We start from the raw sequence: 14,467 nt of genomic DNA, 5'->3' as shown, positions 1-14,467 counted from the left end.
ACTCCTCCAACCCGTTCGCATCACGCAGACGTCTTTTCGCTGTCGAGATCGCCCATGAGGTAGTCGTTGTAGCGGGCGCCGGCCGCCGCATTCACCGGCACGATCTCTTCGATGGCGGCCAGATCTTCGGCGGAAAGCGTTGTGGCGAGAGCCCCCAGCGCCTCCTCAAGGCGATCCCGCTTGCGGGCGCCGACGAGCGGAACGATGTCGTCGCCCTGGGCCAGAACCCAGGCGATGGCGAGCTGCGCGACCGTCACGCCCCTGGAGGACGCAAGCGCCCGGATTTTCTCGACCAGTTCGAGATTGCGGTCGAGGTTCTCACCCTGGAAACGCGGGTTGATGTTGCGGAAGTCGTACTCGCCGGCCCGCGCCTTGTTCCAATGGCCCGAAATGAGGCCACGGGAAAGAACGCCATAGGCGGTGATGCCGATGCCCAGCTCGCGGGCGGTTGGCAGGATCTCCGCCTCGATGCCGCGCGAGATGAGCGAATATTCGATCTGCAGGTCCGAAATCGGATGCACGGCATGGGCGCGCCGCAGCGTCTCGGCCGAGACCTCGGACAGTCCGATGTGGCGGATGTAACCGGCCTTCACCATCTCGGCCAGAACGCCCACAGTTTCCTCGATCGGGACGCGGGGATCGAGGCGGGCCGGACGATAGATGTCGATGTAGTCCGTGTGCAGGCGCGCAAGGCTCTGCGCGAGGTAGTTCTTCACATGCGTGGGGCTGTTGTCCGTGCCGCCCCAGCCGCCCGCCGGGTCGCGCAGGGCCCCGAACTTGACGCTGATCTGGATATCTTCGCGCTTGCGGCCAGCAATCGCCTCGGCGATCAGCAGCTCATTGTGGCCCCAACCGTAGAAATCGCCGGTATCGATGAGTGAGACGCCGTGGTCGAGGGCGGCGCGAAGGGTCGCGATGCTCTCAGTGCGGTCGGCAGGGCCGTACAGGTCCGACATCCCCATGGCGCCGAGGCCGATGCTGGAGGTGGTTGGTCCCGATTTTCCAAGTTTTCTGGTCATGGATGTTCTCCTTGTTGCTCAGGAGACTCTAAACCCTAAACATATCGGGAATAATCGGATAAAATCCGAATCTACTATCAGGGGATTCCGAAGAATGGCGATCGACCTCAATCGGCTGCGCATGTTCTCGACCGTGGCGAAACACAGGAATTTCGGTCGCGCGGCACTGGAGCTTGGCATCACGGCTGCTACCCTCAGCGAGCATATCCGCAACCTGGAAAATGACCTCGGGGCGCGGCTCTTCAACCGCACGACACGCAGCGTTGCTCTGACGGACGCGGGCAGTCAGCTTCTGGCCGCGATTGACCCGCCGATGGCGAGCATCGGCGAGGCGCTCGCCGGTTTCGGCCCAGGCACGCAGGCGCAAACAGGCACGCTGCGCATCAACGGGCCGCGCCCGGCGCTGGATTTCCGGGTAACGCCACTGATCATCGACTTCTTGCGGCAATATCCCGCAATACGGGTGGAACTCGTTGCGGACGAGAGCTTCATCGACGTCATCGGCGCCGGGTTCGATGCCGGAGTTCGCTATGGCGAAGCCTTGGCCAAGGACATGATCGCCGTGCCTCTTGGCGGTCCGCAAAGGTTCTGCGTCGTGGGCTCACCAGACTACTTCAAGGAACATGGTCGACCCGACCATCCGAAGGAACTTGTCGACAGGCCGTGCTTCGGACAGATATTCCCGCGCGGGAATCGCCTGAACTGGCCGTTCGAACGGGACGGAGAAGAGGTCGAAATCGCGCCGAGTGGCCCCATCTTCACAACGGAACCGCACACCCAACTCAGCGCGGCCCGCAGCGGCCTCGGGCTTGCACTCCTGTTCACCGAGCATTGCGAGCCCTATCTGAAGGCCGGGACATTGGAAGCGGTTCTGGAGGATTGGTGCCAGCCGTTCGATGGTCCCTATCTCTATTATCCGGAAAGGCGGCTGATGCCCTCCGCGCTTCGTGCCTTTGTGGATTTCGTCAAGCACACCCGGCACGGGACGCGCGCGACCTCCGACGGATAGGGCGCCACAAGGGTGGTCAGACCTTGTCGGGGATGCGAGCGATGACCTTGATTTCGAAATCGAAGCCGGCAAGCCAATTGACGCCGATCGCGGTCCAGTTCGGAAAGGGCGGCTGCGGGAATATCTCGTTCTTCACCGCCATGATGGTCTCGAACTGGTTTTCGGGATCGGTGTGGAAGGTGCTGACATCGACGATGTCGTCGAAGCTGCACCCTCCTGCGGCCAACGTTACCCGGAGGTTGGCGAAGGCCAGGCGGACCTGCGCGGCAAAATCCGGCTCCGGCGAGCCATCGGCACGGCTGCCGACCTGACCCGATACGAACAGCAGATCACCGGAACGGACCGCCGCCGAATAGCCATGCGCCCCGTAATCTGCTATTCCTCCGACAATCAACGCGACGCCTCGATCGTCGACCAGTTACATGTCTGCCGCCTCCATGCCGAAAAACAGGGTTGGCATATCGTTGAGGAATATTCCGACCACGCGATCTCGGGTTCCTCCCTTCTGCGTCCCGGCATCCAAGCGCTGATCTCTGACGCCAACCGCGGCCGCTTCGACCTGATCCTTGCCGAAGCGATGGACCGGCTATCCCGTGATCAGGAAGACATCGGCGGTGTCTTCAAGCGCATGACCTATTCGGATGTGAAATTCTTCACGCTCTCCGAGGGTGAGATCACCCACCTGCATGTCGGCCTCAAGGGAACGATGAATGCGCTATTCTTGAAGGATCTCGCCGACAAGACTCGGCGCGGCCAGCGTGGTCGCGTCGAGGCAGGGAAGTCCGGCGGCGGTAACTGCTACGGCTACGATGTCGTCAAGAAGTTCGATGGCAACGGCGAGCCGGCGCGCGGGGACCGCACGATCAACAAAATCGAGGCCGAGGTCATCCGCCGCATCTTCCGCGACTATGTGGCCGGCAAGTCGCCGAAGCGCATCACCGTCGAGCTGAACAAGGACGGCATCAATGCTCTCGGCGGTGGCGATTGGGGATTCAGCACCATCAATGGTAATGCCAAACGAGGCAATGGCATCCTCAACAACGAGATGTATGTCGGCAAGCTGGTCTGGAACCACCAGCGGTTCCTGAAAGACCCCGGTACCGGCAAGCGCCAGGCTCGGCCGAACCCTGAGTCAGAATGGATCATCCAGGAGGTTCCAGAGTTACGAATCCTCGACGACGATCTATGGCAGGCCGCCAAAGCCCGACAGGCGGCGATCAAGAAGACCCGCGCCGAAAGACCCGCGCCGACAGTGGTGAGACCGAGAACCACTTCCGGGATCGACGCCGGCCGAAATACCTCTTCTCCGGCCTGACCAGGTGCGCCTGCTGCGGTGGTGGTTACTCGATGATCTCGGCCGATCTGGTCGGCTGTTCGACGGCACGCAACAAGGGCACCTGCGACAACCGCCAGAACATTCGCCGCGACCGGCTTGAGGCACGGGTGCTGAACGCGCCGCGCCATCACCTGATGGACCCGGCGCTGTTCAAGGAATTCTGCGATGAATTCACCCGCGAGATGAACCGGCTGCGCATGGAGGGCCGCGCGTCGATTGACTCGGCAGAAGCCGAGGTGAAGCGCATGACCGCCTCCGACATCATCCGTAAGCGTCCGGCCTGACCGCTACCCATTCCACTTTCAGGGCAGGATCTCATCGACCTTTGTGATCTTGCAGTCCGGTATGCGGGCGAGAGTGTCGGCGAGCCAGGGGTGTGGGTCGACGGCATTGAGCTTGGCCGTTTCGATCAGGGTTTAGGCGATTGCCGCGGCCTTGCCGCCCGCCTCGGAGCCGAGGAAGAGGCAGTTCTTTCGCCCGAGGGCGATGGCACGCATGCCGCGTTCGGCAGCGTTATTGTCGAGTTCCAGGATGCCGTGGTCGAGGTAAGGGCGCAGGCGTTCCATTCGGGCCAGGGCATAGCGGATGGCCGCCGCGCGTGGGGATTTGCCCGAGATTGTGGTGAGTTGCGTGGCCAGCCAAGCCTCGAGATCATCGAAGACAGGGGCGGCATGGGTCTTTCGCAGCTCTGCGCGACGATCAGGTGGCGGCCCTCGAGCTTCCTTTTCGATGGCATATAGCTGGGCGATCCGGCCGATGGCCTCTTCGGCGATGGGGGAGCCTTGCAACCGGTGGATGTCCACGAACTTGCGCCGGACATGGGCCATGCAGGCGACCTCGCGGATAGCAGCCGAGCGGTAGAGATCCTCGAACCCGGCATAGCCATCGGCATGCATCCAGCCGCGGAAGCGGGCGAGATGATCCTTCGGGTGCTGGCCCTTGCGGTCACCCGAGAACCGATACCAGGCCGCCGGAGGCGCATCACTGCTCCATGGGCGTTCGTCGCGGGCGTCAATCCAGAGCCGGGCCATCTGGGTCTTGCCGGTGCCGGGGCGAGCATGCCGACCGGCGTGTCGTCGGCAAAGATGGCCTCGGCCGACAGGACATGGCGGCCGATGGCGTCAGTTCCACCTCCATCCGGGGAATGTGGTCTGGGATCGGACGGCGTTTGGGTTTGTCCTTCTCCTCGATGTCCGGCAACTTCAACCGCGCCGTCAGCGCCGCAAAGCCCTTGCGCATGTCCGTGACCCCGGCCGCCAGCCAGACCCGCGTATTGACTGGTACCGGGATCACGCCGTCAGCCCCCGGATCAGTCGCGCCAAGGCTTCCGGATCATAGCTGCCGCTGATCCGCATCCGGTGGCCGCCAGCCAGTTCGATCTCGAGGTGGCTCTCAGCGACGGGCGCTGCCACCGGTGCCTGCGCTTCAGCGACGATCTCCACCGGAAAAAGCGCGCCTCTTCCAAGGGGGACGGAACCGCCGCCGGATCCGGTGCATAACGGGCATCGCGCAGCCATTTGAAGATCAGATTGGCGTTCACCGCGTAGCGCCGCGCCACTTGGGCAACCGAAACGCCAGGCGCAGTCGTCTGGAAACAGATCGACCGCTTCTCATCATCCATCCAAAGCCGCTTCGTCCGACGCGCCACACAAGCACCATACTGTCCACCATCGATAGTGGACACTATCCGCCTCTCTCAGCACGAGCCAGAGCAGTCAGACCGGACCGTTACGATTCGACAGGGGGCAGTTTCTCAGTTCGCCTGACAGCTCACGCCGATCTGATCCCCGAACGTCGCGCTCATTCGGCCGCAAGGGCGAAGGATCAGCATGCACGCCAACACCGGCTTAAAAACCGGCTTAATTTGCAAATTTAAGCCGGTACCGCATTTGCGCAGGCGGTATTTAGCTTGATATTTCAGGAAGTTAAATGGCGCGCCCGAAAGGATTCGAACCTCTGACCCCCAGATTCGTAGTCTGGTGCTCTATCCAGCTGAGCTACGGGCGCATTGTTCGCTGCGGCGTTGTTTGTGACCGCGCGATGAGGGGTGTTAGTATCTGTGACGCTCCCGATTGGCAAGCCCTATTTCGTTCCGAAGGGTGAAATTCTTCATGAAAATGGCACTATCAATTTGATATAGAACGGTAAAATCAGTTATCCACCGTTCGGCGGCCGTGGCGGCAGGGAAATGACGAAACAGGCTCCACTGTCCGCCTGCTGCGGTTGCGTGTCCAGCGCGATGGTGCCGCCGTGCAGGCGGATCAGTTCGGCGGCGATCGGCAGGCCGAGGCCGGAGCCGCCGGAGCGGGTCGTGCCGCTGAAGGCTTCGAACAGGCGCTCGCGGGCGTGCGGTGCGAGCCCGGGGCCGTTGTCCGCGATTCGAATCATCACCCCGGCGGCGGCGTCACTGCTCGGCCCCGCCGATGGCTGCGCGCGCGCGGATATGACGATCGTCGGCGCCCGCCCATGCGGCAGGCGGCCGTTCGCACCCGGGCGGGCGATCTCCTGTTCGAGCGCCTGCATCGCGTTGCGGCCGAGATTGAGCAGAACCCGGTACAACTGATCCGGATCGGCGTCGAGAACGAGGGAATCGGGTATGTCGATGACAAGGCCGATGTCCTCGCGCGTGCCGAGGCCGAGGCTGTCGCGCAGCTCCTCGACCAGCGGCCGCAGCCGGAACCGCCGGCGCTGCGGCAACGCCTCCTTGACCTTGCCATAGGCCAGCGCCGCCTCGCAGAACGCGATCGCCCGGTCGAGGGTGGCGATGAGGCGGGGCGCAAAGCGCTCCACCAGCGGATCGGAGACTTCCATCAGCCGGTCTGAAATGAGCTGGGCGGCCGTCAACATGTTGCGCAGTTCGTGGCTGATCTTCGCGACCGCCAGCCCGAGCGCGGCAAGCCGCTGCTGCTGGCGCAGCTCCGTGGCAAGCGTGTGCTCCATCCGTTCGAGCGCCCTTTCCGCCATGCCGATCTCGTCGCGCTTGCCGGACGGCACGATGATGCGCGCCGGGTTGCCCGGCTCGCGCTCGAAGGCCGTGATGTGCCCCGCCAGCCTGCGCACCGGGCGCACGATGAAGCGCATCAGCGCGATATAGAGCGCCGCCGCCGCCACGCCCCACACCAGCAGCGACAAGGCGGCGATGCGCACCGAGAAAGCCAGCATGGCGTGGCGCAGCGGCGTCGGGTCCATGATGAGTTCGACGAAGGCGATCTCGCCCATGCCCTCGCCGATCACCCGCATCGCGGTCGCGTCCCCGATGAAGAGGTCCGCGAGCGCGTCCCGCATCAGCTCCGTCCAGGTGGCGTTGCGCAGGTCGATCGTGCGCGCCACCTCCGTGGGCATCCCGTCGTTCGAGAGCAGGTGCCGCGCGCCGCCACCGCTGAGCGCGATGCCCATCACGCCGACACCGTTGAGCAGCCGTTCCTCGATGGCGGGCGGCACCGCCGCGTCCGGCGCGGCCTCCAGCACCAGCGCGGCGATCTGCGCGGCCGAGAGCCGGTCGTTGAGCCACGCGCGGCGGAAGGCGGTGATCGCCGGCACGAAAACGAGCGCCTGCGCACACAGCGCGAACACCATTGTGAGAATCATCAGGCGGACGGAAAGGCTCATCCCGCCTTTCTCGCGGCCCGGAGGGGGCTGAGCTGCGCCTTCAACCGCGGTCGCTTCAAACGCACGCGCCGAATCGGCCTCTCCCGGTTCGCCCGGCCGGGCCGTCTGTCGTGCTCGCGCCGCGCGATCCATGGCCCCGCCTCAGCCGCGCAGCTTCCACCACCAACGCGCGAGGCGCAGCAGCAGGCCGGCCGAACGCGGCCAGCCGAAAACCGTCAGGCGCGTGGCACGGCGGGTCAGGCTGTGGCGGCTGCAATCCGGAAACGCGAGGTCCGCGAGGTCGGCGAGCTTCAGCCCCCGCGTGATGGCCAAGGTCCACAGGCCCGCGATGTCGCCGGCACCCTCGCCGATGATCGTGCAGCCCGCGATGCGGCCGTCGCGCCGCGCGACCACCTTGATTTCCCCCGCAACCGGATCGCTGCCGCGATACCGCGCGACGCGGGCGGGGTGCCAGGCGAAGGACGTGCGCAAGACCCTGATCTCCCCTTCCCCGCGTGCGGCCTTCTCGGTCAGTCCGACGACAGCCACCTCCGGCGACGTCGGAAGAAGGCGCGTGGCCGGCATCGCCCTCAGTTTCCGGCCGGAGAGTACGTGATCGATGATCACATCAGCCTGCCGCTCAAGCGTGGCGGAAAAAAGATCGCCGCCGCCGATGGCGCCGATCGCCTGAATGCGGCGGTTGGAGGTTCGCTGGAAGGCATCGAGGACGGGCGCGCCGTCGTCGCGCAGGGCTACCTGCGCCTCCTGCCACGCGGCATCGCCGAAGACAGCGCGTGTCGGCGGCGCGACCAGCACCTGGCTGACGTCGAAGGTCTCCGTGTCGGCGGCGCCCGCGGCATGCACCAGCGCCTCGCGCCCATGCGCCTCGATCCGCACGGCGGCAAGGTCCGTCCGCACGGCGACGCCGTCGCGTTCGAGTCCCATCAGGACATGGCGCAGGGCTTCCTCGTCCAGGGGAGTCGCATCCGCGGGCTCCTCACCGCGCAGCAACGTCACCCGCGCGCCGAGCCGCCGGTGTGCTTGCGCCAGCGCCAGCGCGGCATCCGTGGTGCCGATGACGGCCAGACGCTCAACGGGACGCGAGGCGACGAGCGGGCGGTCGGGCGTCAGGCAGTCGATCTCGTTGAGGCCGGGAATGGCGGGCATGGCCCATTGCAATGCCGGCGCCAGCACGAAGTGGCGGGCGGCGAAACGTTCGTCGCCCACGCGCAGGGTCTTCGCGTTCTCGAAGCGCGCGACATCCGACAGCACACGCACTCTCAGTGCCCGCAGGCGTGCGTCGGCGAGACCGCCGGCCAGTGCCTCCGCGGCGGCGTGCAGGTGGCGCGCGAGCCCCTCGCCCGTCGGACGCAGGTTCTGGCGGGCGGCATCCGCCTCCGCGCCCGCCAGGCCGAGAGTCGCGAGCGCCGTCCGGGCATGAAAGAGTGCCGCCGCTTCGATGAAGGCGCGTGTGCCCACGGCAAGGCCGGGCAGGCCCCGCTCCCAGCCGGGCGGCGATATGTGGACGACGGACGCTCCGGCCTCGGCCGCCTTGACGGCGACGAACCTTCCGCCAGCGCCGGGTCCGAGAACGCAGATATCCACACGTTCGGCGGGACGCGGCGGGGGTGGGGCCGGCAGGCGCGGTTCATGCGTCATCCTGCGGCCCCCCTGCCCGTGCGCACGCCGGGCCTTGCGCTGGCGGCCTGAATGTCCAAAGGTGATGATCCATTCATCCATCGCCTCCAAATGCATGGCCCGATACAGCATGCCCGGCCGCCGGGGGTAACCCGTTCGTGATAACCGACAAACGGCCGGCGGGCAAAAGGAAACGCCACGCGGCGGCCCGGCGCGGCCGCCGCGAAGCAATGCAGCGCGTGCATGACCCGGCCCGCGGCCCGCCCGCGACTGTCAGTCGGCAAAGTCGGCGTTGACTTTTGGGAAAAATCCGGCCATAAGCCGGTTTCGGTATGGCGGTGCCTGTCGTGGGCGCCGTTTGTTGTTTTACAACAGCCGAAATCACCAGATTATCTGACCGCCGTCGGGATGACCGATGCGGTCAAAGGCGCGAGCGGCCTCGTCGCGCGCGTTTCGTTTTATTCGTGCGACCGGAGTTCAGGGCCGTGAAAAGGACTTATCAACCGAGCAAGATCGTTCGCAAGCGCCGCCACGGCTTCCGTGCGCGCCTGGCGACCAAGGGCGGCCGCGCCGTTCTCGCTGCGCGCCGCGCGCGCGGCCGCAAGCGCCTGAGCGCCTGACAGCGGTTTTCGGCGGGCCTAACCTCTTTCCGACGGGCCAGCCGGATATCGGGCAGGCACACGGCGCCGAATCCCGGATCGCTGTCATGAACGAAACCGAACAGTCAGCATCCGGACGCCGCTCCTCGCGGTTGCCGCGTTTGCTCAAGCGGGCGGAGTTTCTGACGGCGGCCTCGGGTCGCCGTGTTCATTCCAGCCGCATGACCGTCCAGATTCACGAGCGCTCCTCCGAAGCACCCGGGGACTCCGGTGTGTCCGTGCCGGTGTGTTCGCGCGTTCCTGTCAGCGGCCCGCGCTTCGGCCTGACCGTCACCAAGAAGACGGCCAATGCCGTGGGGCGGAATCGCATCAGGCGCCGGCTGCGCGCCGCACTGCAAGACGTGCGGGCCTTCTGGCCGAATGCGGATATCGATTTCGTGATCGTTGGGCGCGGCGAGCTGCTGACAGCGCCGATGGACATCATCGCCTCCGATCTCAAACGGGCCTTTTCCTCGCCGCCGCGACAGGGTAATCCTCTGGGCCGAGACGGCCGTCCCTCGCACAGAAGGCGCGGCAAGGCTACCGACCGCCCACACGGCACCATACAGCGAAACCCTACGGATCATTCATGAGCGGCGACCAAAAGAATCTGATTCTGGCCATCACCCTGTCGTTTCTGATTCTGTTCGGCTGGCAGTACTTCTTTGCCGAACCGGTCGTGCCGCCGCCCGCGCAGCAAGCCACGCAGCAGCAAACGACTCAGCAGCCTCAATCGACCGATGCCGCCGTGCCCACGCCGGCGCAGCCAACGGCTGGCGGCGTTCCGGAAGCGAGCGCGCCCGCCGCTGTGCTGACGCGCGATCAGGCCGTCGCAGGCGGCAACCGGATCACCGTCGACACGCCGAAGATTTCGGGATCGATCGCGCTCACCGGCGGGCGCATCGACGATGTGTCACTGCGCGCGTACCATGAGACAGTCGACCCGCACAGCCGCAACATCGTGCTTCTGTCGCCGGCCGCTAGCCCGCACCCCTATTTCGCCGATTTCGGCTGGGTGACGGCGGGCGGCAGCGCTGCGGCGGTGCCTTCGCCCGCCACGATGTGGACGGCGGATGCCGAGCGCCTGACCACCGCTGCGCCGGTCACGCTGACGTGGGACAACGGCGAGGGCCTCGTTTTCCGGCGCGTCATCGCCGTTGACGATGACGCCATGTTCACCGTCACCGACAGCGTCGAGAACAAAGGTGCAGCGCCGGTCACGCTGCATCCGTGGTCGCTGGTGTCGCGGCGTGGCACGCCGCACACCGAGAATTTCTACCTGCTGCACGAAGGCATGATCGGCGTTCTCGGCGATCACGGCCTGCAGGAAATCAAATACGCCGACCTCACCAAGAAGGACGCGCTGCCCACCGGCGGTACGGGCGCCGTGTTCGACAACGTGACCGGGGGCTTCCTCGGCATAACCGACAAATACTGGGCGACGGCGCTCGTGCCCGCGCAGTCCACGCCCTACACGGGCCGCTTCTCCCTGCGCACGGGCGCGAACAACCAGCCCGTCTATCAGGCCGACCTGCTCGGCGGTGGGCAGGAGGTCGCGCCGGGCAGCCGCGTCGTAAGCCGGGTGCATTTCTTCGCCGGCGCCAAGGAAGTGGCGGCGATCTCGAAGTACCAGCAGGACCTCGGCATCAAGAACTTCGACCTGCTGATCGACTGGGGCTGGTTCTACTTCATCACCAAGCCCATGTTCTGGCTGCTCGATTTCTTCTACAAGCTGGTCGGCAACTTCGGCGTCGCGATCCTGATCGTCACGGTGCTGGTGAAGCTCGCCTTCCTGCCGCTTGCCAACCGCTCCTATGCGTCGATGGCGAAGATGAAGGCCGTGCAGCCCGAGATGGTCGCCATCCGCGAGCGCTATAAGGACGACCGGACGAAGCAGCAGCAGGCGCTGATGGAGCTTTACAAGAAGGAGAAGATCAACCCCATCGCCGGCTGCTGGCCGATGCTGGTGCAGATCCCCGTCTTCTTCGCGCTCTACAAGGTGCTGTTCATTACCATCGAGATGCGGCAGGCGCCCTTCTTCGGCTGGATCAAGGACCTCTCGGCGCCCGATCCGCTGCCGATCCTCACGCTGTTCGGCCTCATCCCGTGGGACCCCTCGCAGGTGCCGGTGCTCGGGCCGTTCCTGATAATCGGCCTGTGGCCGGTGCTCATGGGCTTCACCATGTTCATCCAGATGAAGATGAACCCGGCGCCACCCGATCCCATCCAGCAGACGATGTTCACGTGGATGCCCATCCTGTTCACGTTCATGCTGGCATCGTTCCCGGCGGGCCTGGTGATCTACTGGTCGTGGAATAACCTGCTCTCCGTCATTCAGCAGGGCTACATCATGCACCGGAACGGTGTGAAGATCGAATTGTGGGACAACCTGCGCGGCATGTTCCGCAAGAAGGAAGCCAAAAGCGGCTGATCCCCGGCCTGTTCCGTTATCTCACGGCGGCGAAGGGCGGGCCGAAAGGCCCGTTCTTCGCCGCTCTTGCATGAAGCGGCCTTGCGTGGCGGGGCGTGCCGGTTGATAAAGCCCGAATGACAGACCAGATCGATTATCAGGACATTGCCCGCAAGCTGTTCTCAGGCAAGGCGGATTTCTTCTGGGGCACCGATTCGCTGGGCGGCCTGCCGCCCATGCACGGCATCGAGATCGCCTTCGCCGGGCGCTCGAACGTCGGCAAGTCGAGCCTCGTCAACGCCCTCACACGCCGCAAGGCGCTGGCGCGCACGTCGAGCACGCCCGGGCGCACGCAGGAGCTGAACTTCTTCCGCATCGGCGAAGGCCAGCCCCACGCCTTCACCCTCGTCGACATGCCCGGCTACGGCTATGCGGCGGTGGGCAAGGAGAAGGTCGCTGCGTGGACGGAACTCATCCATGCCTACCTGCGCGGCCGTGCCAATCTCGCGCGCGTCTACGTGTTGATCGACGCGCGCCACGGCCTCAAGGACAATGATCTCAACGTGCTGGATACGCTTGATAAATCCGCTGTGTCGTACCAGATCGTCCTCACGAAGGCGGATGCCCTCAAGCCCGGCCCGCTGGCCGAGCGTATCCGGACGACGGAACAGGCGGTCGTGCGCCGCGCCGCCGCCTATCCCGGCGTCATCGCCACGTCGAGCCGCACCGGCGACGGCATGGACGCGCTGCAGGCGGCGATTGTCCGGCTGCTGCACGAGCGCGCAGGCTGAAGGTTTCTGTCGCGGACGCGGACGACGGTTTGTCGCAGTTCCCGCAACAGCCCGTTGATGCGATAAGGCAATTTCAGCAAAGGGGGGACACCGCTTTGTGTTCGGAATTGCGTAAATGCAAAGAGATGGACCAAAGAGATGGACCATTGTCGCGTTTCAAAGAAACGTAAAAATGGTCTGGTGAGGCGGATGGAAATCCAGAGCCGCGCCGCTGAGTCGTCCTTTGGATTGCGCACATACCTTCCGGGGGAATGATCATGGATCGCGCGCTCGTCGTGCTGGGGGCGCTTTTTGGCCTGCTGGGAACCGCCGCCGCCGCGGCGGCCACGCATGTGACGGGGCCCGGCACCGGGCTCGGCACGTCGGCGAACTTCCTGCTGTTTCACGCCCCCGCGCTTATCGCCTTGCCGGCCCTCATCCGCACCGGTCTCGTGCGGGCGGGAATCGCGCACGCGGGCGGCGTACTCGTCTTCTCCGGCGTGGCGCTGTTCAGCGGCGAGCTGGCGTTGCGCGCCGTCGAGGGCAAGACGCTGTTCTACATGGCGGCCCCCACCGGCGGAACGGTCCTGATGGCCGGATGGCTCGTCATCGCCATCGCAGCCCTTGCCGCGAGACGCGACGCCTGATGGTCCTCGGCCCTTGAAAAACGCGGGCGACACGGCGCGTTATGTCCTGTAGAACAGCAACAAAAGATGCGAATCGCACTGCAGGACCGTCGCCCGTCATGACCGACCACTCTCCCCCCGATCTGCCCGACGTCTTCGCCCGGGCGGAGATTCTCGTTCAGGCGCTGCCCCACATGCAGCGCTACGACCAGCAGGTCGTGGTGATCAAGTATGGCGGCCACGCCATGGGCGACGCCTCGGCAGCGGAGGACTTCGCCGAGGATGTCGTGCTGCTCGAACAGTCCGGCGTGCTGCCTATCGTGGTGCACGGCGGCGGGCCGCAGATCGGCGGCATGCTGAAGCGGCTCGGCATCACGTCCGAGTTCCAGGCGGGCCTGCGTGTCACTGACAAGGCCACCGTCGAAGTGGTGGAGATGGTGCTGGCCGGCTCCATCAACAAGCAGCTCGTCGGCACGATCGCGGCCGAAGGCGGGCGGGCCGTCGGCCTCTGCGGCAAGGACGGCAACATGGTCACCGCCCGCAAGGTGACGCGCAGCATCGTCGATCCCGAATCGCTTGAGGAAAAGGCCGTCGATCTCGGCTTCGTGGGTGAGCCTCAGCGCGTCAACCGCGCGGTGCTCGACGCCGTGCTGAAGGCCGAACTCATCCCGGTGCTCGCCCCCGTCGCGCCGGGCGAGGACGGCGCTACCTACAACATAAACGCGGACACGTTCGCCGGCGCCATCGCGGGCGCCATGCGGGCCAAGCGCCTGCTGCTGCTCACCGACGTGCCCGGCGTTCTGGACAAGAACAAGCAATTGCTGCGGCAGCTCACCATCGACGACTGCCGCCGCCTCGTCGCCGACGGCACCATCACCGGCGGCATGATTCCCAAGGTCGAGACCTGCATCTACGCGCTCGAACAGGGCGTCGAGGGCGTCGTCATCCTGGACGGCAAGGTGCCGCACTCGGTGCTGCTCGAACTCTACACCGACCACGGCGCCGGCACGCTCATCACGCCCTGAGCCTACCGGCCGGCCGGGCGGCGCCCGGCCGGTATCGCCTGTCGAAGCGGATTTTCATGAGTAACGCCTATATTTATCTGGCGATTGCCATCGTCTGCGAGGTGATCGCGACATCGTCGCTGAAGACGGCGGAAGGCTTCACGCGCCTCGTCCCCTCCCTTATTACCGTGGCGGGTTACGTCATTTCGTTCTATTTCCTGTCGTTGACGCTCAAGTTCATTCCTGTCGGCATCGTTTATGCGATCTGGAGCGGCATCGGCATCGTGCTCATTGCGCTCGTCGGCTTCGTCGCCTTCCAGCAGAAGCTCGATCTTCCCGCCATTGCCGGGCTCGCAATGATCATCGGCGGTGTGCTGGTCATCAACCTGTTCTCGAAAACCGTCGGCCATTGACCGTGCCTCACACCGG

At 65.2% G+C, this 14,467-nt stretch carries 18 protein-coding genes, 1 tRNA gene and 1 pseudogene; 11 read left to right on the top strand and 9 right to left on the bottom strand.

Annotated elements, in window-relative coordinates:
* Positions 1–20: 20 nt before the first annotated feature.
* Entirely contained in the window at positions 21–1,019 is a 999-nt protein-coding gene (locus FHS82_RS06405) for an aldo/keto reductase (RefSeq protein ID WP_166950005.1), read from the bottom strand.
* Here FHS82_RS06405 and FHS82_RS06400 point away from each other — a divergent pair.
* Positions 976–2,028 (top strand): LysR family transcriptional regulator, encoded by a 1,053-nt coding sequence (locus FHS82_RS06400; RefSeq protein ID WP_208394109.1) that lies wholly within the window; start codon positions 976–978, stop codon positions 2,026–2,028. The two genes, FHS82_RS06405 and FHS82_RS06400, sit on opposite strands and share 44 nt — an antisense overlap.
* Before the next feature lie 16 nt (positions 2,029–2,044).
* Here FHS82_RS06400 and FHS82_RS06395 read toward each other — a convergent pair whose 3' ends face one another.
* A complete protein-coding gene (locus FHS82_RS06395; RefSeq protein WP_166950003.1) occupies positions 2,045–2,422 on the bottom strand; it encodes a RidA family protein in 378 nt (125 codons plus the stop codon).
* Between FHS82_RS06395 and FHS82_RS06390 the strand changes: the two genes are divergently transcribed.
* Positions 2,387–3,343 carry a recombinase family protein gene (locus tag FHS82_RS06390; protein ID WP_246225114.1) on the top strand — a complete coding sequence of 319 codons (957 nt, stop codon included), beginning with the start codon at positions 2,387–2,389 and terminating at the stop codon, positions 3,341–3,343. The genes FHS82_RS06395 and FHS82_RS06390 overlap by 36 nt on opposite strands.
* Positions 3,344–3,375: 32 nt before the next feature.
* Complete coding sequence (locus tag FHS82_RS21075; RefSeq protein WP_246225112.1) at positions 3,376–3,648, top strand: zinc ribbon domain-containing protein; 273 nt, start codon at positions 3,376–3,378, stop codon at positions 3,646–3,648.
* Between the two features lie 18 nt (positions 3,649–3,666).
* Here the strand turns inward: FHS82_RS21075 and FHS82_RS06385 are convergent, their stop codons facing one another.
* The 7 genes and pseudogenes from FHS82_RS06385 to FHS82_RS06355 form a co-directional block, all read right to left on the bottom strand.
* Positions 3,667–3,774 carry a transposase domain-containing protein gene (locus FHS82_RS06385; RefSeq protein WP_343042523.1) on the bottom strand — a complete coding sequence of 36 codons (108 nt, stop codon included), beginning with the start codon at positions 3,772–3,774 and terminating at the stop codon, positions 3,667–3,669.
* A 6-nt stretch (positions 3,775–3,780) separates the two neighbouring features.
* Positions 3,781–4,395: an IS66 family transposase gene (tnpC, locus tag FHS82_RS06380; RefSeq protein WP_166950001.1), complete on the bottom strand. Its 615-nt coding sequence runs from the start codon at positions 4,393–4,395 to the stop codon at positions 3,781–3,783.
* 258 nt (positions 4,396–4,653) lie between these two features.
* The gene (locus FHS82_RS21420) at positions 4,654–4,806 is read right to left on the bottom strand and encodes a hypothetical protein (RefSeq protein ID WP_343042524.1); all 153 of its coding nucleotides are present in this window, start codon (positions 4,804–4,806) and stop codon (positions 4,654–4,656) included.
* A 95-nt stretch (positions 4,807–4,901) separates the two neighbouring features.
* Positions 4,902–4,985: pseudogene (locus tag FHS82_RS21415) on the bottom strand (IS66-like element accessory protein TnpA); the annotation flags it as partial.
* 309 nt (positions 4,986–5,294) lie between these two features.
* A tRNA-Arg gene (locus FHS82_RS06365) sits at positions 5,295–5,371 on the bottom strand.
* 147 nt (positions 5,372–5,518) lie between these two features.
* Positions 5,519–6,973, bottom strand: coding sequence for an ATP-binding protein (locus tag FHS82_RS06360; protein WP_166949991.1), 1,455 nt, complete (start codon positions 6,971–6,973; stop codon positions 5,519–5,521).
* A 141-nt stretch (positions 6,974–7,114) separates the two neighbouring features.
* Positions 7,115–8,611, bottom strand: coding sequence for an FAD-dependent oxidoreductase (locus FHS82_RS06355; protein WP_166949987.1), 1,497 nt, complete (start codon positions 8,609–8,611; stop codon positions 7,115–7,117).
* Between the two features lie 222 nt (positions 8,612–8,833).
* Here FHS82_RS06355 and FHS82_RS06350 point away from each other — a divergent pair, with 222 nt between their 5' ends.
* The 8 genes from FHS82_RS06350 (at position 8,834) to FHS82_RS06315 (ending at position 14,451) form a co-directional block, all read left to right on the top strand.
* Positions 8,834–9,079: a hypothetical protein gene (locus FHS82_RS06350; RefSeq protein WP_166949984.1), complete on the top strand. Its 246-nt coding sequence runs from the start codon at positions 8,834–8,836 to the stop codon at positions 9,077–9,079.
* Positions 9,076–9,210 (top strand): 50S ribosomal protein L34, encoded by a 135-nt coding sequence (gene rpmH, locus FHS82_RS21330; RefSeq protein ID WP_166949980.1) that lies wholly within the window; start codon positions 9,076–9,078, stop codon positions 9,208–9,210. Before FHS82_RS06350 ends, rpmH begins: the two co-directional genes overlap by 4 nt.
* An 86-nt stretch (positions 9,211–9,296) precedes the next feature.
* Complete coding sequence (gene rnpA, locus FHS82_RS06340; RefSeq protein WP_166949969.1) at positions 9,297–9,821, top strand: ribonuclease P protein component; 525 nt, start codon at positions 9,297–9,299, stop codon at positions 9,819–9,821.
* Positions 9,818–11,659: a membrane protein insertase YidC gene (gene yidC / locus FHS82_RS06335; RefSeq protein WP_166949964.1), complete on the top strand. Its 1,842-nt coding sequence runs from the start codon at positions 9,818–9,820 to the stop codon at positions 11,657–11,659. Before rnpA ends, yidC begins: the two co-directional genes overlap by 4 nt.
* A 116-nt stretch (positions 11,660–11,775) precedes the next feature.
* Positions 11,776–12,429, top strand: a complete 654-nt coding sequence (yihA, locus tag FHS82_RS06330) for a ribosome biogenesis GTP-binding protein YihA/YsxC (RefSeq protein WP_166949962.1) — start codon at positions 11,776–11,778, stop codon at positions 12,427–12,429.
* Between the two features lie 257 nt (positions 12,430–12,686).
* Positions 12,687–13,055, top strand: coding sequence for a DUF423 domain-containing protein (locus FHS82_RS06325; protein ID WP_377700211.1), 369 nt, complete (start codon positions 12,687–12,689; stop codon positions 13,053–13,055).
* Positions 13,056–13,153: 98 nt separating this feature from the next.
* Entirely contained in the window at positions 13,154–14,059 is a 906-nt protein-coding gene (gene argB / locus FHS82_RS06320; protein ID WP_166949958.1) for an acetylglutamate kinase, read from the top strand.
* A gap of 56 nt (positions 14,060–14,115) precedes the next feature.
* Positions 14,116–14,451, top strand: coding sequence for a DMT family transporter (locus tag FHS82_RS06315; RefSeq protein ID WP_166949955.1), 336 nt, complete (start codon positions 14,116–14,118; stop codon positions 14,449–14,451).
* Positions 14,452–14,467 lie beyond the last annotated feature (16 nt).

The sequence above is a fragment of the Pseudochelatococcus lubricantis genome, from assembly GCF_011762225.1.
Taxonomy (GTDB): Bacteria; Pseudomonadota; Alphaproteobacteria; order Rhizobiales; family Beijerinckiaceae; genus Pseudochelatococcus; species Pseudochelatococcus lubricantis.
The sequence above is the reverse complement of the archived record's forward strand: the minus strand, read 5'-3'. Positions and strand labels throughout refer to the sequence as shown.